The following is a 17,856-nucleotide window of genomic DNA, read 5'->3' as shown; positions in this document are numbered from 1 at the left end:
CGCGAGCTGCTCGCGAAGATGGGCCTCGCCGACAAGGAGGACATGGTCCCCTGCGAGCTTTCAGGCGGTCAGCAGCAGCGCGTCGCGATTGCCCGCGCGCTTGCGATGGACCCTGAGGTGCTCTTCTTCGACGAGCCGACGAGTGCGCTCGACCCCGAGCTCACGCGCGACGTGCTCAAAGTCATCCGCGACCTGGCTGCTGAGCGCATGACCATGGTCATCGTGACGCACGAGATGACTTTCGCCCGCGATGTGGCGGACCGCATCATCTTCATGGACGACGGCCTGGTGGTTGAGGAAGGCCGCGCCATGGACGTGATCAACAACCCGCAGCAGGAGCGCACGCGCGCGTTCTTAAGCCAGTACCAGCAGGGATAGGGAAGTCGCGAGACTGTCAGGCGCCCGCAAGCGGCTCGAAGTTGCTTGCGGGCGCCGGCTGCTTGCAAGGCGCCGCGCACTCGTGAGGCGCCGGGCGCGCGCGAAGATAAGCTCCCTGCGCCTTAGGGGGTACACCCAGAGGTGTATCTGCGTGGTGCAACGATGACGATTGCGCCACGTTTCAGGAGCTCTTCAGGATGGCGTGGTAAGGTTTGCTCAAGAACCCGATGCGGGCGAAGGAGCAAACAACATGAGCGATTACAACGAGAACAATCAGGGCGGATACGACCCTCAGTCAACCAGCCAATCGTTCGGCCAGGGGACGGGCGGCGCGCCGACCCCCCCGAATTCTTACTATCATTACCAGGGCGCAGGCCCGGGTGGTGCGGCGGGGACGAATGCCACGGCGCCAGTCAACCCCGCGTCTCCCTATGCGCAGCCAGCGGGTGCGCACAACGCGCAGGCGTACGCTGCGAAGCAGGACGCAAAGCCCAAGAAGAGCCATTCGGGCGCGAAGACGTTTGGAATCGCGTTCGCGGGCGCTGCGCTTGCATGCGTGCTTGTGCTCGGCGGCGCTGGCGTTGTCAATACAGTGACGAGCGGCTCCCCGTCGGGCTCGACCACGGTGCTCGGCGGCACGTCTTCCGCATCCACGAGCGGTAGCGCCGATGAGAACGCGACGCTTGCGGAAAGCGTCTCCCAGAAGTGCCTTCCGTCCGTGGTGGCTATCGACGTGTACACCAACCAGCAGAGCGGCTACTACGGCTACAGCACGGGTAGCTCGCTCACCGAGACATCCCTCGGCAGCGGTGTGGTGCTTTCCTCCGATGGCTATATCGTGACGAACTATCATGTGATTGAGGGCGCCGATGCTTTGAAGGTCACCATCGAGGGCGAGGAATACGATGCAGACATCATCGGCTCCGACCCCAGCTCCGACGTCGCGGTCATCAAGGCGAAGAACGCTTCGGGGCTGACTGCCATGGAACTGGGCGACTCCGACAATCTGACGGTGGGCGAGTGGGTCATGTCGATTGGCAGCCCTTTCGGCCTTGAGCAGTCGGTGGCGACGGGCATCGTGTCGGCTACGAACCGCTCGCAGATCATGGACAACTCTTCCGACTCGTACCAGTACGGCCAGCAGCAGTCGAGCACCACGACGGTCTACACCAACATGATTCAGACCGACGCCGCCATCAACCCCGGCAACTCCGGCGGCGCGCTCGTCGACAAGGACGGCAAGCTCATCGGCATCAACACGCTGATCACGTCCTATTCCGGCAACTACTCGGGCGTCGGGTTCGCCATCCCGGTGAACTATGCGGTCAACTTGGCGCAGCAGATTATCGAGGGGAAGACGCCGACGCATGCGCAGCTGGGCGTGTCCCTGTCCACGATTAACGCGCAGACGGCCCAGCGCTATGGCTTCTCGGTGGATGAGGGCGCCTACATTGCGGCGGTGAGCAGCGGCTCTGGCGCTGACTCCGCAGGCCTTAAGGTGGGCGACATCGTGACCGCCTTCGATGGCAAGAAGGTCTCCTCCGCGAGTGATCTTATGCTCGCCGTGCGCTCGAAGAACCCGGGCGATACGGCTACCGTCACGATCAACCGCGACGGACAGAGCCAGGACGTGCAGGTGACACTGGGGTCGGATGAGAGCTCGCAGGCGAGCGCGGGCTCAAGCTCGGGGTCTAACAGCTCGAACGGTTACGGGTCGAACGGCGGCACGCTTGAGGACCTTCTGCGCCAGTACGGTTACGGCGGCGGTTCCAACTCGAGTGGGACGAGCGCTGATGCGGGATCGGGCGCAATCGCCCAAGCCGCATAAGCGGACACGATAAGCGAATCGGCACGGTTTCGGCCGCGTGGGGACAAATCCCGCGCGGCCTTTTTCGTTCGAGGTGACGGAAAAGGCGTGCAGTTACGGCTCCGAGGCTTTAGCTGCGGGTCGATTCAGGTAAGATGATTCGAAATGGTTAAATCAAACGCAGAAAAAGGGGTTTCGATGGCCAACGAATACCAGTACAAGCGTGTGCTTCTGAAGCTTTCCGGCGAGGCGCTCGCCGGCGATTTGGGTTACGGAATCGATCCGAAGGTGGTCGATGACCTGGCCGACGAAATTGCGGAAATCGTGCATGACGGTGTCCAGCTCGCTGTCGTTGTGGGCGGCGGCAACATCTTCCGCGGCGTTTCGGGCGCGACGGAGGGCATGGATCGCGCGCAGGCCGACTACATCGGCATGCTCGCCACGGTCATGAACGCGCTCGCCCTGCAAGATTCCTTCGAGCGCCACGGCGTGTTCTCCCGCGTGCAGAGCGCCATCAACATGCAGGAAGTTTCCGAGCCCTACATCAGGCGTCGCGCCATCCGCCACATGGAGAAGGGCCGCGTCGTCATTCTCGCCGCAGGTACCGGCAACCCGTACTTCACGACCGACACCACCGCTGCGCTGCGCGCGTGCGAGCTCGACGTCGATTGCCTCATGAAGGCCACGAAGGTCGACGGCGTCTACGACTCGGATCCCAAGGTCAACCCGGACGCGAAGCGCTTCGATTCCATCAGTTACATGGAAGTGCTCAACAAGGGCCTTCACGTGATGGATTCCACGGCGACGTCGCTTTGCATGGACAACAAGGTTCCTATGATCGTCTTCGACCTGACGGTGAAGGGGAACATTTCTCGCGCGCTCAAGGGCGAAGCGGTGGGAACCACGGTAGAATAACGGCAACGGCCAAGCGAGGGCGCGACCTTCGCGGGCATGCTATCGGCGGCGATGCCGCTCGAAGGGGACGAAAGGAGCTCAGATGAGCATTGACGACATTAAGGCGCAGGCTGAAGACCGCATGGGCAAGGCCCTTTCGGCGCTGCACGACAACTTCTCATCGGTGCGCACGGGTCGCGCGAACGCGATGGCACTCGACCGCATCAAGGTGGACTACTACGGGGTTCCCACTCCCGTGAACCAGATGGCCGGCGTGAAGACGCCCGATGCCCATATGCTCGTCATCGAGCCGTGGGACAAGACGACGCTGAAGGCTATCGAGAAGGCGATCCTCGAGAGCGACTTGGGTGTGACGCCCTCCAACGACGGCACGGTCATCCGCCTGCCGTTCCCCGCGCTCACCGAGGAGCGCCGCCGCGAGCTCGTCAAGCAGTGCAAGGCGTACTCCGAGGAGGCGCGCGTCGCCATCCGCAACATCCGTCGTGACGCGAACTCCGCAGTCGAGAAGTGCATCAAGGAAGACAGCCTGCCCGAAGACGAGCAGCGTCGCGCCGAAGGCGCCATCCAGAAGATCACTGACAAGTTCATCGCCGAGGTCGACGAGTCCTTCAAGAAGAAGGAAGCGGAGGTCATGGAAGTTTAGCCCCCTTTGATTCGAGGTCTTTTGAACAAACCGCTTGATATCATTTTCCCCAACCCGCCTTCGGGGCTTGCCCCCGAAGCGCTTGATGTTGCGCGCATTCCCGAGCACATCGCCGTCATCATGGACGGCAACGGCCGTTGGGCGAAAAAGCGCGCGCTCAACCGCCTGAAGGGTCACAAGGCGGGAATCGAGGCGGTGCGCGAGACCATCCGCTGCGCGAGCGATCTTGGCGTTCGCTACCTGACCATCTACTCGTTCTCGACCGAGAACTGGAAGCGCCCGCAAGAGGAAGTCGTCGGGCTTATGGATTTGTTCGCGAAGACGATGCTCGCCGAGGTGGACGGCCTTCACGAGGAGCATGTTCGCGTGAAGACGATCGGCGATCTGTCCCTTCTGCCCGAGGAGACGCGCGAGGCGTTCGAGGAGGCGTGGGAGAAAACCAAGAACAACACGGGGATGACCCTGGTCGTTGCTGTGAATTACGGTTCGCGCCAGGAGATTCTCCGTGCGGTCAATCGCTGCGCGGAAGAGGCGGCCGCCCGCACCGCCGACGGGCTTGCCCCGAAAGAGATTTCCGCCGAAGATTTCGAGCGCGGGTTGTACACGTCGGGCATGCCCGATCCCGACCTGGTCATTCGGACGAGTGGGGAGGTTCGCCTGTCGAACTTCCTGCTGTGGCAGGTTGCCTATTCGGAGTTTGTCGTGACCGATGTGCTGTGGCCGGACTTCGACCGCTACGAGCTTTTGCGCTGCCTGCTCGAGTTTCAAGGGCGCGATCGCCGCTTTGGGGCGGTGAAGTAGCGTGACCCGCAAGGATGCCGACACGCGAGATGCTGCGGAGGAGTGGAAGCGCTCGGCCGAGCGAAAGGCAAGCTTAAAGGCCGCGCGCGCAACCGATGAGGAAAACGCAGGCCCGACACGGTCTACCCGCATCAAGGATTTTGCTTACAAGAAGACGCCGCAAAAGCTGAAAAATACAACTGACCTGCAGGTTCGTTTTCGCACAGGTGCGATTTACGTGACCTTGTGCATCGTGTGCATCCTGGTAAACGACATCTCGACGCTCGTTTTTTTGTGCGCGACGGCGGGAATTTGCGCTGGCGAGTTCTACTACATGCTGCGCGCCGATGCGAAGCTTCCTAACGAGATGCTCGGCATCATCGCCGCGATACTCTACCCTGTGAGCGTGTACTTCCTCGGTGTGGTTGGCGCGCTGTACGTGAGCATCGCGCTTCTGCTCTCGCTTATCGTTTGGTACGTGTTTTGGCTGCGTGCGCGCGTACCCGATGTCGGCGTGAGCTTTTTCGGTGCGGCGTACACGGGCCTTCTCCTTTCGGGCATCGTAGTCGTGCGCACGGCGCTGCCCGACCCGTGGGGCGGCGTGCTCGTCATCGGCATCTTCCTGAGCATCTGGGCGAACGATTCCTTCGCCTACTTGGTGGGAAGCAAAATCGGTAAGCATAAGATGGCTCCGCGCGTCAGCCCGAAGAAGAGCTGGGAGGGCTTTTTCGCGGGCATCGTCGGTTCGATGGTCATCTGGGGCCTGTTCACGCTGATTCCCGGCTTGAACCTGAACCTTCCCGAGGCGCTCGGGTTCGGTGTGGTCTGCGGTCTTATGGGCGTGCTGGGCGATTTGGCCGAAAGCCGCATCAAACGCAACTCCGGCTTCAAGGATTCTGGCACGATTATGCCGGGCCATGGCGGCCTCCTCGATAGGTGCGACTCCCTGTTTCTCGTCGCGGCGTCGTCGGCTATCCTTTTGGTGATTTCCGGGGCAATTCCCTTTAGCGTTTAAACGTCGCTTTTCAAGAAAGGTGCTTTCATGAGGCGTATCGTTGTTTTGGGATCGACGGGGTCGATCGGCACGCAAACGCTCGACGTGGTGCGTCAGCATCCCGATAAGCTTAAGGTCGTGGGCCTTGCCGTGAACACGCGCACTCAGGATATGCTTGCGCAGGCGAAGGAGTTCGGCATCGGTCACCTTGTCGTGGGCAGCGAAGATGCTGCTGCGGGCGAAGGAGCTTTAGAGCTTGCCGCGTTCGCGAAATCCTTTGGGGAAGACGGCTCGCTCGGCTTTGGGATGAATGCCGTGGTCGACCTGGTCCGATTGCCCGAGGTTGACGTGGTCGTGAACGCGCTTGTGGGTGCTGCGGGCCTGCGGGCAAGCTACGAGACGCTCAATGCCGGCAAAGTTTTGGCGCTCGCGAACAAGGAGAGTCTCGTTGTCGGTGGCGACTTGATTATGCCGCTTGCAGCGCAGGTCGATGCGGCGCGCAGAGCATCGGGGGCTGCTCCCGCGGTGGGGCCTGCGGGCGCCCTCATGCCGATCGACTCCGAGCACGGGGCAATCTACCAATGCCTGCTCGGCGAGAACGAACGCGAGGTCGCCAAGCTGTGGGTCACCGCATCGGGCGGGCCGTTCCGAGGTTGTACGCGCGACGATTTACGTGACATCACGCCTGCTCAGGCGTTGAAGCATCCGACCTGGCACATGGGTGCCAAAATCTCGATCGACTCCTCCACGCTCATGAACAAGGGGCTCGAGGTTATCGAGGCGCACCACCTGTTCAACATGCCCTACGACAAGATCGAAGTCGTCGTGCAGCCGCAAAGTGCCATCCACTCCATGGTCGAATACACCGACGGCAGCGTGAAGGCGCATCTGGGGACGACCGACATGCGCATTCCCATCCAGTTTGCGCTCTCGTACCCCGATCGGTGGGAAGCGCCGGTCGCACCGCTCGACTTCCGGACGCTGGGATCTTTGGAATTCGCCGCCCCCGATGAGGAGACGTTTCGCTGCCTTGCGCTTGCGCGGCATGCGGGCTCGGTGGGGGGAACCCTTCCCTGTGTGATGAACGCGGCGAACGAGATTGCCGTCGCCGCTTTCCTCTCCGAGCGGGGAAGCTATCTGGGCATTGCGGAATGCGTCGAGGCCGTGATGTCCGAGCACGAATCGCAGGGCGTGCAGAAAGTGGAGAGCATCGAGCAGCTTCAGGCGCTGGACGCTTGGGCGCGTGCGGAAGCCGGGAAGCATATACGCTAACCTGGAGCTTCATCGTTTTATTCGGGAGGCCGACGGATTGTGCGTCGGCCTCCCGCGCGTTTTGGCCCCTAGCGTCTACCTGCCTTTCTCTTGCGGAGCGCAAGCGCTCCAGCCCCGATGCCGATCGCTCCCGCCGAGACCATGAGCACGGGGATCATTTTCAGCGCGAAGCCCATAAGCTCATCGCCGGTTTTTCCCAGACCCTTGCCCCTTGTGGTGCTGCCGCCCGAATTGACGATGGGCTGCGCGCCTTCGTCGACGTTCACGATGGCGTGGGCGATGCGCGCATCTTCAAGGCTGGGCGAGGTGAGCACCGCCCTGTTCGAGAACTTCGTTCCCGCCAGCGCTTCGTCGGCGATGTCGGCGGCGAAGGTAATCGTCGCGGTGCATTCTTTTTCGAGCGTCCCGATGAACGCAGAGAACGTGTTGCCATCGCTTTCGAGGGCGGCATCGACAGGCTTCCCGTCGATTGCGACCTGGATGCTGTCGAAGTCGATAGGGGCCCCGCCGGGCATCTTCGTGTCTGCGACCAGCACGCTCTCGACCGTGCCGCCGACTGCCGTCGCCTCGATGGTGAAGCCGATCCGCTCGCCAACGGCCGTGTTCTCCCTATCGACGCTCTTCGTAAGCTCGATGTCGACCTTGGAAGCAGGCCGCTCGATGACGGTAACGCGCGCCGTGCTGTGCGGCCTATCGCTTAACGTGGGCGACTCGATCGTCGCGGTGTTTTCGACGGTCGATCCGATAAGGGATCCCTCTTCGATAAGGGCCTCGTATTCGACGAAAACGTTCGACCCTGCGCTCACCTTGCCGAGTTTCAAGGCGAACGATTGGGTGTCCCTGCTTGCGAAGTCAGGTTCGATCTGCTTGCCGTCTACAGTTGCTACGAACGTGGCGTAGTCGATGGCGACCCCTTCGGGCATCCCCTCGTCCACGAGCAGCGCATCTTCGAGGTCTGTCTCGCCGACCTCGACCGATAGGGCGTAGGAAACCGTCTCTCCTGCAAAGACGGATTCCGCCGATGCCGTCTTCTCGATGCTTGCCGTGCCTGCGGGTGCGACGATGTCCACCACTGCCTGCGCGGTGCGCTCGCCCTCGAGGGTAGGCGAGGTGAGCGTCGCGCCGTTTACCACCTTGTGCCCGACAAGGTCCTCATCAGCGACGTTCGCCTTGAACGACGCCACGGCAACATCGTCTTTCCCCATCGTGCCGAGCTCGATTGCGAATGAGTCCCCTTTCTGGTGCACGACGGGTTCCTCCACGGTCTTTCCGTTCACGGCAACGCTCAGGCTGGCGAAGTCGACTTCGATGCCCGAGGGGAGGCCGCTGTCGGTTATCACGGCGGCGCGCAAGGTCCCGTTGGTCGCGCGGGCCGTGATCGTGTACGTAAACGAATCTCCCACCTGCGCGGTTTCCGCGCTCGCCTCCTTCTCAAGCGAGGCGTCCGCTAAAGGCTCGCCCACTTCGACGTCGTTTGCGGCGCTTGCTGCGGCGGCGTCGCTTGCTTTGGCTTGCGCGCGGTTGACGACATGCTCGGATGCGATGGGGAGTTTTGCCGAGTATTCCACTGTGAGGGTCTCGCCGTCGCGCAGATCGATGCCTGGTTGGAGAGAGAAGCCGAAGACGGTGCCGTCCTCGTTTTTCTCCAGCGTGACGTCGGGGTTGTCGATGGTTGCGCCGTCGGGTCCGGTCACCAAGAGGGACGAGGCGTCGATCGAGGCGAGTTCGTCGCTTTCGAAATGATCGGCGAAGATAACGTTGTGCGCGGTCGAGCTCTCGCGGGTTTGGGCGACGGTGACGGTGTAGTGGGCGATATCTCCCGCCTCGTAGCGCTTCTTATCGGAGACCTTCGAGACTTGGAGCTGGGCATCCTTCACGGTAATCGATGCGTCGCCGCTCGTTTGCGTGTTAGGCTCGTCGGTTGCGGCAATCGCTGTGTTGCCGACGGTCGATCCCGCGAGCGCGGCGTCGGCGATGGCGACGGTGTAGTCGACGAACACGGCCGTCTCGCCTTCCTCGCCAAGGGGGTTTGCCCCTTGCTCGGCCTTCTCGCCGAAGCGATAGAACGTGCGCTCGGGCGAGTTGCTGACGAGATTGCGATTCGTCTCTATCGTGAAAGAGGGCTTCTCCCCGTCGGTGCTAATCACGCAGCTGTCGGTGATGTCGTTGCCCTCGGAATCCCAAACTGTGATGCTGTCTCGCTGCAATTCGACTCCCTTCGCTTGCAAAAGGTCGGAAACGACCAGGTTGCGCCCGATTGTCCCTGGCGTGTTGTTCGTCACCTTCACGCGGAAGGCCACAAGGTCGCCAACGTTGCAGGTGCTCTGCGATGCAGTTTTCTCCACCTGCAGGGTTGGCTGGTTCAACCAGGTCAGCGCACTGTCACGCGCGTCGGTCGCATTGTCGGCGCTCACGGTCGCCGTGTTCTCGATTTCCCACCCCGTGATGGAGTCCTCGGGGTAGCACGTGCAGGTAATGGTGACGGGCGTATGCGCGGGAAGGTGGCTTACGGTTGTCGCGAATCCGGTCCCCGAAGGCTTTGTCGAGCAGGTGACTTCCCGCTGCTCAAGCTGGCTGGGGGCCGACCCTTCGGCTCCTACCGGATAGGAAATGCTCTCAGGGACTCCCGAGACGTCGACCGCGAGCTCGCCTGTGTCTGTCCGTTCGATCTTGAGTCCCTCGGGAAGGCTCTCGTCGCTTACGATTACGTTGTTCGCAACGGTGCCCTCCTTTGTGTTCTCGACGGTTATCGTGTAGACGACCGTCCCTGCATCTCGCTCGGATGCTCCAATGAAGTGCTCGTAGCAATCGACGGTCTTCTCAATGGAAAGGCTCGCCGTGTTCGTCCAAACCTCGGCGGAGTCGGACGCTTCCTCGCAGTTGTTCGCGCGGGCTGTGGCGATGTTCACCTGATTGGTGCCGTTGCCCGCTTGGGTGGCGATGGCCGCGAAGCTTACGGTGAGCGCGTCCCCGTAGTTGAACTTGTCGAGCTGGCAGCTCCAACGGTTGCCTTCGACACTAGGGGTGGGGAGGTTCTCAAGCCCCGTGACCTGCACCGTTTCCGGGATAAGCTCAAGCCCTTCGGGAAGGCTGTCGGAGAAGACGGCCTCGCGGCACTGGGCGTTTTTCTCGCTTTGCGCGAAGGAGGCGGTGAAACGGACCACCTCGCCTTCTTCGTATTCGTAGGCGTCTGCGGTTTTGTCGACGGTGAGCCTCGGCGGGACAAGGGTCGTCTCGACGCTGTTGCTCGGATAGGTTCCCTTGTCATTGACACGGGCATAGGCGCTGTTCGACACAGAGAGCGCGCCGTCGGCGGGGTACTCGATGAGCTCAGCTTTGAACTCGAAACGGTACGTCTCGCCCTGCATGCGCATGGAGTGCTGCAGATAGCTTTGCGAGAACACGAACTTGACGGCGTTTCCGTCCTCGCTTTTGCTCTCGTCGCCTTGGCCTGCGTAGACTACCTCACCCGCGTTCTCGATCAGCTGTCCCTCATTGTCGGTGAGATAGCCGCTCCCGTCGACGTAGCGCATCTCGCAGGGAAGCACATCGACAATCTCGAAGTCGGTGTAGGAGTAGCCGTTTCGGCAGGTCACGCCACGCTCGTGCACGGGAACCTCGACGGTGTAGGCAACCACGTCGTCGATTGAGATCCCTTCGGTCTTGTCGGCAGTTTTGCGCACATCGAGCTTGCCATCTTCGACGATGTCGTCGTTGGGGTTCGGCGCGGTGAGAAACTCATTCGTCATGGCGAAAAATGACTGCGCCGTCGAGTTCGAGCCCCTCCAAGACGATACGAACGAGAGCTTAACGGGCGTTCCCTTCTGCGATCCGGTGGTGTTGAAATAGGCTCCCACCAGGCCGAGCTTGTAGAGGGGGTCGTTCGGATCGGCGCTGATGGCGCCATGCTCGTCCTCGACGCCGCCGCATGGGTATTCGGGCGAGGAGACGATACTTTGCTCCTCGTCGATGGAGAGGAAGTCGTTCTTGTCGACAACTTGCGCAAGCGAGACGGCGCCCCCGAAGCCGAACTTCTGTCCCACATCAAGATCGATGCAGGTCATATGCCCTTTAACTTCAAAGGGATCGTCGGTTCCCGCGTAGAAGAACTCGACGCTCACCTCGAGGTCGGTCAGACCCACCGTGTAGAAATTCAGGTTCTCGATGGGCGACCCCGTGCGCTGGTAGCCGCTGTTCACGAACACGCCAGGCTGGAAGGTGTCGTAATCGGCCCGTTCCTCGTACTCGTCCCAGCCGGATGCGCCGTTCGACATGACGGGCTCCACGTAATTCCAGTTGGAAAGCGTGACAACGGCATCGACCTTGTCGTTGCCATAGCTTGCGCCGGTGTAGCGAAGCGCGAAGCTGCCCTTCGGTGTCGTGCGGTCGATGCGTGCCGCAAACCCGGAATCGTCGGGTGAGGCCAGCTCGTCGTAGTCCCGAGGATAGTACTGCTTGATATTCGGTTCGCTCGTGAATCCACGCACGATCTCGACGTCGGTAAAGCTAATGCCCCAGTTGAACCCTTCTGGCGTGAACGAGTCCTCGGGGATGTACTCGATGGGAATCTTGCTCGCCGCCTGCGCGACCCCAGGCGTGCAAAGCGCAGCGCCGGGGGCGAGCCCGATTGCGAGGGCGAGTGCCAGAGCGATGTTGATTGCCTTATGTTTTACCTGTTCAATCGGCTGAGGAAGCCTCCTTGCGCTAGCCATAGGGGCCTCCTTGCGTGCCGAGTTCGAAAAGTTGGCTATTCATGGTGCTCCTTTCTCGCGAAATGCGCTCACTGCGCCGGGGAGTCTGAGCATAGCGTCGCGTTCTGGCGGCGAGGACGCACCAACCTTGCCGTTTCATCGCGCGTTATCTGCACGGAGGTCCCCGAAAGTCGGTGGGCAATCCCTACAAACTCGGCTGAAACTGCACCGCGATTCGGATATCTCCAACGCAAGTTCGACGTGCATTCTCAAAAACCTGGCGAAAACCTGGCAGGAAGTCGGCAACGATTCGGCAACAAAAGCCACACAGGGGGTGTAGGTTTTCTGGGCTGGGCGCATCGGTCGGCGTGGCTTTCCTATAATGGGCGCTGAACGTGTTATTCGGCGACTCGCTTTCGCCCGCCTTGTATGCGAGGAGCTTGCTGTCCCGTACCCCTTCAAGCCTTCCGAGGAGTCGCTTGCATGGATATTGTCCTTATGATTTTGTACGTCTCGATTCTGCTCGGCTTCCTCGTGCTCATCCACGAGGGCGGGCATTATCTGGCGTCCCGCGCGTTTGGCGTGCGCGTGACCGAGTTCATGATCGGCTTTCCCGGACCTGGCATCGGCTTCACCAAATGGGGCACGAAGTTCGGTGTGACCTGCGTTCCCCTTGGCGGCTATGCGAAGGTGTGCGGGATGGAGCCGGGCGAGATGAGTCCCCATCTGGAAAGCGTGCTCGCGGCGATATACCGGCGCGGGACGGCAAACATGGAGGATATCGCGCAAGATTGCGGCATCTCCAACGACGACGCCCTTGCTGCCCTCGATGAGTTGGTGGAGTGGGGAAGCGTCCAGGGTCCTACGAAAAAGGACAAGTTCAACACCTACCGCGCGATGGACACCCGTCCCACCAAGGGGCAGATTAAGCGCGCCGAGGCGGCGGGGCAGCCGGTTCCTCTCGCCTATGAGCTGGGACAGCCGCGCCTGGTCGACGACTCCCACGCCCTCTTCGAAAGCGAATACAACCAGCAGTACCGAAGCCTTCCCTTCTGGAAGCGAACGGTCATCCTTCTTGCAGGAATCGCCGTAAACTTGCTGTTCGCCGTCTTGGTCTTCGTGGTGGTGTACTCCATCGTAGGCGTCGACATGACGAACTCGCAGACGGGCGAGGTCTCGCATATCACCATGTCGCCCTTGCGCTCGGTGGAAGTCGGCTTCGCCTACATCGGCGCGGTGGTCCAGATGGTGGTAAGCCTGTTCAATCCGCAAACGGCGGCTGATGTCGTGTCGAACTCGACGTCGGTGGTCGGCATCGCCGTCATGTCGAAAACCTATGCCGAAGCGGGGCTTCTCGAATTCGTCTTCTTCATGGCGATGCTCTCGGTTTCGCTCGGCATCATGAATCTGCTGCCGATCCCGCCCCTCGACGGCGGCCGCTTCGTCATCGAGATCTTCCAGAAGCTCACGCGCAAGAACGTGTCGACGCGCGCCCTGAGCTATATGAGCGCGGCGGGAATGATTCTCTTTTTGGGATTCTTCGCCATCATGGTCAACCAGGACGTGCAGCGTTTCGTTTTCGGCAACTGGGGCTAATCCGCGCGCCATTCGCCCAAATGCTTGCCTTCGAACCGCGGGGCAGCTTTCTTTCTTGCTAGGCTCTAGGGGAAAGAGGGAAACGGGCGAAAGGACGGCGAGGTGGCGAGCGAGGCTCCAATCGGCGTGATATTCGACTGTGACGGCACGCTCCTCGACAGCATGGGCGTGTGGCGCGAGATGGAAAGCGAGTTCGCGCATCGGGCGGGCGGTGAGCTTTCGCCAGCCGACAAAGACCTGCTGACGACGATGACCACGCCCGAGGCGGGCGAGTTCTTCCACACGAAATTCGGGCTGGGCGCATCCCCCCAAGAGGTCGTGCGCATGGTGGGCGAGTACATGATGGAGTTCTACTCGACCCGCGCGACGGCGCGTCCAGGTGCGCTCGCGTTCGTCCGCGCCCTGTTCGATCGCGGCATCAGGCTGTCCGTGGCGTCTTCCTCCCCGATGCCGTATTTGCTGGCGGGGCTTTCCCATACAGGGTTCCTTCCGATGCTCGATGCGGTGGTATCTGTCGATGACGTGGGGAAACCGAAGCGCGAGCCCGCGGTGTACGACCGCGCGCGCTCGCTTATGGGCACCGAGCTTTCCCATACGTGGGGTGTGGAAGATGCGCTGTACGCGATTGGCACGCTCAAGCGGGCGGGGTACCATACGCTGGCGGTGTACGACTGCGATATGTCAGGAACCTATGCAGCGCTTTCCGCCTCAGCCGAGCGCGCGGTGCGCGATTTCCGCGAGCTTAACCCCGACGAGTTCATCGAATTTGCCCGAATGGTTGCCATGCCGTAGGAAAACATGCGACTGCATTCCCTATAATGGACGGCAGCGTTCATTCAGCGGGCAGCGTTCGAAAAGGGAGCATCATGGCGCATGGGGAAAGGGAAGAGATGGTCGTGGCCGAAGGCGGCGCGATCGATGCCGCATGCGATCCGAAACCGAAGATGCCCCTGCTGCTGAAGGTGTTCGGCGTGCTGTGCATCGTGGGCGGGGCGGTCTCCATTCCGAGCGGTGTGCTTGCGGTTGTCGTCATCGTGCAGTTTTTGCGGTCGGGCGGCCTTGCCGAGGAGGCGCTCACGCCCCTTGCTGTGACGGTGGTTCTCGTTGCTGCTCAAGCGGCTATGTTGGTGCTGTTCATCCTGCTGGGCGTGCGTCTTCTCCGCAATAAAAGACGCTATGCCGCGCTTACCGCCGAGGTCCTCATGGCGCTTGCGGCGGTGGCGCTCGTCTGCAACATCATGCTTAACGGCACCGATGTCCATATCGTGCCGACGCTGGTCATCCTCGTGCTCTTGTTCTTCGTGTCGGGCTACGTCGATCCGTCGCTTTCCGAGGAGCGCGAGCTGCAGCGCAAGCTCCGCGACATGGAGACGCGCGACCAGGCGGAAGAGGGAACGCTCGGCTTGGACTCGACAGGGCGCGGCTATATCGCGCTCAACTTCTTCAACGTGTTCTGGATTTTCGTGGTCTGTAGCGTGTTGGGCCTGATCATCGAGGTGGTATATCACTTCGTCATCGTTGTTCCCGGCGAGTACCAAGATCGTGCGGGCATGCTGTTCGGGCCGTTCTCGCCCATCTACGGCGTGGGCGCAGTGCTCATGACCATGGCACTCAACCGCTTCCATGACAAATCGGTGCCGGTGATCTTTTTGGTGAGCGCCGTGATCGGCGGTGCGTTCGAGTTCTTCGTCAGCTGGTTTATGGAAACCGCATTTGGTGCGGTGGCCTGGGATTACACGGGCACATTCCTCTCTATTGACGGCCGCACGAACGGCATGTTCATGGCGATGTGGGGCATGCTGGGCGTGCTGTGGATAAAGGCGCTCTTGCCGAAGATGCTCGACGTGGTGAACTTGATTCCCTGGAAGCTGCGCTATACCGTGACCGCAATCGCCACGGCGCTCATGCTCGTGAACGCCATCATGACGCTGCAATCGCTCGACTGCTGGTATGGACGGCTGTCGGGGCATGTTCCCGAAACGCCCATCGAACAATTCTACGCCACGTATTTCGACAACGATTTCATGGCGAATCGGTTCGAGAGCATGACCATCAACCCCGACAGCGCGACGCGCGGGTCGGGGGCACCGTCGGATGGTGCTGCTGGATAGGGGCTATCCGGTCGCGCGCTGAGGCGGCGCGGCTTCGGGTCGGTCCAGTTGTCTTTGCGAGAAAAAGGCCGCTGCGGCGCAGTTCATGCTACAGCGGCCTTTTTTATGGTGCGGCTCGTGAATAGGGGGCGACTTGCAATTGGGGGCTTCTACGCCCAGGGATCGCGCTCGAACAGGGGGTTCGTCTCCTGCCGGTCGGAATAGGGGTCGTAGCCGTCATCGTCTTCGCTCTCGGCTCGGATACAAGGGTCGCGATGCGCGGGAGCATGTTTGCGCGCTGCCTCGGCAAGGAGCTCCTCGGCGGTTTTTCGCGCCCGGCCCTGCTCGTCTTCCGAAGCGCTATTCGTCATCTGCTGCCTCCTCGTGCCCAATCGCGTCGATCTCGTACGGTGTCGTTTGGTACACATAGTAGTTCAGCCAGTTGGTGTAGAGCAACTGCGCGTGCGCGCGCCAGGTCGATTCTGCGGGCTGCGCGGGGTCGTCGTTGGGGTAGTAGTGCTTGGGCAGCGGCGCATTCGGATGGGTCTTCGAGTCGCGCTCGTACTCCACATTCAGGGTCTCGCGGTCGTATTCGGGGTGGCCGAACACGAAGAAATTGCGGCTGTCGGTGCTTTTCGCCATGTAGACGCCGGCCTCGTCCGACTCGGCGATGATTTCCAAGTTGGGGTTTGCCTCGATGTCCTCGGCTCGCACGTTGGTGTAGCGCGAATGGGGTGCTCGGAAGCGGTCGTCGAATCCGCGCACCCAGGGGGAAGACGGCTTCACGACGCGGTGCTCGAACACGCCGGTCGTCTTCTCGTCAAGCTCGTACTTCTCGACGCCGTAGCGATAGTAGATGCCCGCTTGGGCTCCCCAGCAGATATGCAGAGTGGAATGGACGTTCGTCTTCGACCAGTCCATGATGCGCGTGAGCTCTTCCCAGTAATCGACGTCGTGGAAATCGAGCAGCTCGACGGGCGCACCCGTGATGATGAGGCCGTCGAAATGCTCGTCTTTCACGTCGTCGAAGGAGACGTAGAACGTTTCCAAGTGCTCTTCGGAGACGTTCTTCGCGACGTGGCTCTTCGTGCGGAGGAGCTCCACCTCGATCTGCAGCGGCGTGTTCGAGAGCTTTCGCAGGATTTGCGTCTCAGTGGTGATTTTGGTGGGCATGAGGTTTAAAAGCAGAACGCGCAAAGGACGGATATCCTGGTGCAGCGCGCGGTGCTCGGTCATGACGAAGATGTTCTCTTTTTCGAGTTGCGCGGTTGCCGGCAGCGAATCGGGAATCTTGATAGGCATGGCGCATCCTTCCGATTGATGGAAACTTCCTCGTTATCCTAACAAAAAATCAGTTCACCCAATTATATGAAGCAGCGATAACGCATTATCGCGGAAATCGGGAAAGCGGATGGTGCGAGGCTCTTTTCTCACTCCCGATTTCCGAAGACTTTCTGCAGATGGCCATGAATAAGACGATTCCGACTTGACTTCCCCTCGCCAAGCCAGGTAGACTGCAAAAGTTCGCTTTCAAAAGCCCCGTGAAAGCAGTAAAGGCAGAAGCGTTGTGCCAACGGAGTCCAGGCCTGAGGTATGCGCGTCGGCGTAGGAAACCGGCATCTGGCTGACCTGCACTTTTGAAAACAAACACCCGCTTGCGGTAACGCGCAAGCGCACCTTGGAAGGGCCCCTCGGCTCGTTCAAGGAACAGAGTATCTATTGGAGGAAGCAAGTGAAGACGTATCATGCGAAGCCCGGCGAAGTCGAGCGCGAATGGCTTCTGATCGACGCAACCGATCAGGTTCTCGGCCGCGTGGCCACCAAGGCCGCACAGATTCTCAAGGGCAAGCACAAGCCGCAGTACACCCCGCATGTTGATACGGGCGACTTCGTGATCATCATCAACGCGGACAAGATTCGCGTTACCGGCACGAAGGCTGCAGCGAAAGAGTATTACCGCCACAGTGGTTTTCCCGGTGGTCTCAAGTCCGAAACCTTCACCGAAGCCATGGAGAAGCATCCTGAGCGCGTGATTGAGCATGCTGTTAAGGGCATGCTGCCGAAGAACACGCTGGGTCGTGCCCAGGGCATGAAGTTGAAGGTGTACGCTGGCCCTGAGCATCCTCATATGGCTCAGAAGCCCCGCGAGATCAAGATGGAGGGTTAATCATGGCAGGTGAAGCTCTGTATTACGGCACTGGCCGTCGTAAGAACGCCGTTGCTCGCGTGCGCCTCGTCCCGGGCACGGGCAAGGTGACCATCAATGGTCGCGAGGGTGCTGAGTACTTTGGCCGCGAGGCTCTTCTCGATTATGCGAAGACCCCGTTCAAGGTGACCGACACCATGGATCATTTCGACGTGATCGCTCGCATCAACGGTGGCGGCATCTCGGGTCAGGCCGGCGCTCTGCGTCACGGCATCTCCCGCGCTCTGCTCGACGCCGGCGACTATCGCGCCGAGCTCAAGAAGGCCGGCTACCTCACCCGCGACTCTCGTGTGGTCGAGCGTAAGAAGTACGGCCTGAAGAAGGCTCGTAAGCGTCCACAGTTCTCGAAGCGCTAGTTTCTTCTGGAACATACACGGTTGCAAAACCCCGTCACTCATCCGAGCGGCGGGGTTTCTTTTTTGCCGCGTCGGAGATGCACCCGAGTCGCAGACATGCTCGATTTGGGCGTTCCTGCTGACGATGG

General features: G+C 60.8%; 15 protein-coding genes. 12 read left to right on the top strand and 3 right to left on the bottom strand.

What is annotated here, in order from left to right; all coding sequences use genetic code 11:
- The 7 genes from ACMRQN_RS02550 to dxr all read left to right on the top strand — a co-directional run.
- Positions 1–378, top strand: a 378-nt coding sequence (locus ACMRQN_RS02550; protein WP_418733679.1) for an amino acid ABC transporter ATP-binding protein, incomplete at its 5' end; no start/stop codon positions are given.
- A 250-nt stretch (positions 379–628) separates the two neighbouring features.
- The gene (locus ACMRQN_RS02545) at positions 629–2,206 is read left to right on the top strand and encodes a S1C family serine protease (protein ID WP_418733678.1); all 1,578 of its coding nucleotides are present in this window, start codon (positions 629–631) and stop codon (positions 2,204–2,206) included.
- A 177-nt stretch (positions 2,207–2,383) separates the two neighbouring features.
- A complete protein-coding gene (gene pyrH, locus ACMRQN_RS02540) occupies positions 2,384–3,100 on the top strand; it encodes a UMP kinase (protein WP_158049653.1) in 717 nt (238 codons plus the stop codon).
- 82 nt (positions 3,101–3,182) lie between these two features.
- Positions 3,183–3,743 carry a ribosome recycling factor gene (gene frr / locus ACMRQN_RS02535; protein ID WP_296060142.1) on the top strand — a complete coding sequence of 187 codons (561 nt, stop codon included), beginning with the start codon at positions 3,183–3,185 and terminating at the stop codon, positions 3,741–3,743.
- A gap of 21 nt (positions 3,744–3,764) precedes the next feature.
- Positions 3,765–4,544: an isoprenyl transferase gene (locus ACMRQN_RS02530; protein ID WP_418733677.1), complete on the top strand. Its 780-nt coding sequence runs from the start codon at positions 3,765–3,767 to the stop codon at positions 4,542–4,544.
- 130 nt (positions 4,545–4,674) lie between these two features.
- Complete coding sequence (locus ACMRQN_RS02525; protein ID WP_418733683.1) at positions 4,675–5,538, top strand: phosphatidate cytidylyltransferase; 864 nt, start codon at positions 4,675–4,677, stop codon at positions 5,536–5,538.
- A gap of 27 nt (positions 5,539–5,565) precedes the next feature.
- Positions 5,566–6,789 carry a 1-deoxy-D-xylulose-5-phosphate reductoisomerase gene (gene dxr, locus ACMRQN_RS02520; RefSeq protein WP_418733676.1) on the top strand — a complete coding sequence of 408 codons (1,224 nt, stop codon included), beginning with the start codon at positions 5,566–5,568 and terminating at the stop codon, positions 6,787–6,789.
- Positions 6,790–6,857: 68 nt separating this feature from the next.
- On the opposite strand, the gene ACMRQN_RS02515 is transcribed toward dxr, so the two are convergent.
- Positions 6,858–11,501 carry a hypothetical protein gene (locus ACMRQN_RS02515; protein WP_418733675.1) on the bottom strand — a complete coding sequence of 1,548 codons (4,644 nt, stop codon included), beginning with the start codon at positions 11,499–11,501 and terminating at the stop codon, positions 6,858–6,860.
- Between the two features lie 462 nt (positions 11,502–11,963).
- Here ACMRQN_RS02515 and ACMRQN_RS02510 point away from each other — a divergent pair, with 462 nt between their 5' ends.
- The 3 genes from ACMRQN_RS02510 to ACMRQN_RS02500 all read left to right on the top strand — a co-directional run bounded on the left by ACMRQN_RS02510 (position 11,964) and on the right by ACMRQN_RS02500 (position 15,187).
- A complete protein-coding gene (locus ACMRQN_RS02510) occupies positions 11,964–13,076 on the top strand; it encodes a site-2 protease family protein (protein ID WP_418733674.1) in 1,113 nt (370 codons plus the stop codon).
- A 102-nt stretch (positions 13,077–13,178) separates the two neighbouring features.
- Positions 13,179–13,868, top strand: coding sequence for an HAD family hydrolase (locus ACMRQN_RS02505; RefSeq protein WP_418733673.1), 690 nt, complete (start codon positions 13,179–13,181; stop codon positions 13,866–13,868).
- 98 nt (positions 13,869–13,966) lie between these two features.
- Positions 13,967–15,187, top strand: coding sequence for a putative ABC transporter permease (locus tag ACMRQN_RS02500; RefSeq protein WP_418733682.1), 1,221 nt, complete (start codon positions 13,967–13,969; stop codon positions 15,185–15,187).
- A 149-nt stretch (positions 15,188–15,336) separates the two neighbouring features.
- Here ACMRQN_RS02500 and ACMRQN_RS02495 read toward each other — a convergent pair whose 3' ends face one another.
- Positions 15,337–15,537: a hypothetical protein gene (locus ACMRQN_RS02495; RefSeq protein ID WP_158049674.1), complete on the bottom strand. Its 201-nt coding sequence runs from the start codon at positions 15,535–15,537 to the stop codon at positions 15,337–15,339.
- Positions 15,527–16,468: a homoserine O-acetyltransferase MetA gene (metA, locus tag ACMRQN_RS02490; protein ID WP_417053233.1), complete on the bottom strand. Its 942-nt coding sequence runs from the start codon at positions 16,466–16,468 to the stop codon at positions 15,527–15,529. The genes ACMRQN_RS02495 and metA overlap by 11 nt, the downstream gene beginning before the upstream one ends.
- 430 nt (positions 16,469–16,898) lie before the next feature.
- On the opposite strand from metA, the gene rplM reads away from it, so the two are divergent.
- Both rplM and rpsI read left to right on the top strand, forming a co-directional pair.
- Positions 16,899–17,333 (top strand): 50S ribosomal protein L13, encoded by a 435-nt coding sequence (rplM, locus tag ACMRQN_RS02485; protein ID WP_158049677.1) that lies wholly within the window; start codon positions 16,899–16,901, stop codon positions 17,331–17,333.
- Between the two features lie 2 nt (positions 17,334–17,335).
- The gene (gene rpsI, locus ACMRQN_RS02480) at positions 17,336–17,728 is read left to right on the top strand and encodes a 30S ribosomal protein S9 (RefSeq protein ID WP_158049679.1); all 393 of its coding nucleotides are present in this window, start codon (positions 17,336–17,338) and stop codon (positions 17,726–17,728) included.
- Positions 17,729–17,856: the final 128 nt, after the last annotated feature.

The sequence above is a fragment of the Ellagibacter sp. genome (genome assembly GCF_048412355.1).
GTDB lineage: Bacteria > Actinomycetota > Coriobacteriia > Coriobacteriales > Eggerthellaceae > Ellagibacter.
This window is presented reverse-complemented; position numbering and strand designations above follow the sequence as displayed.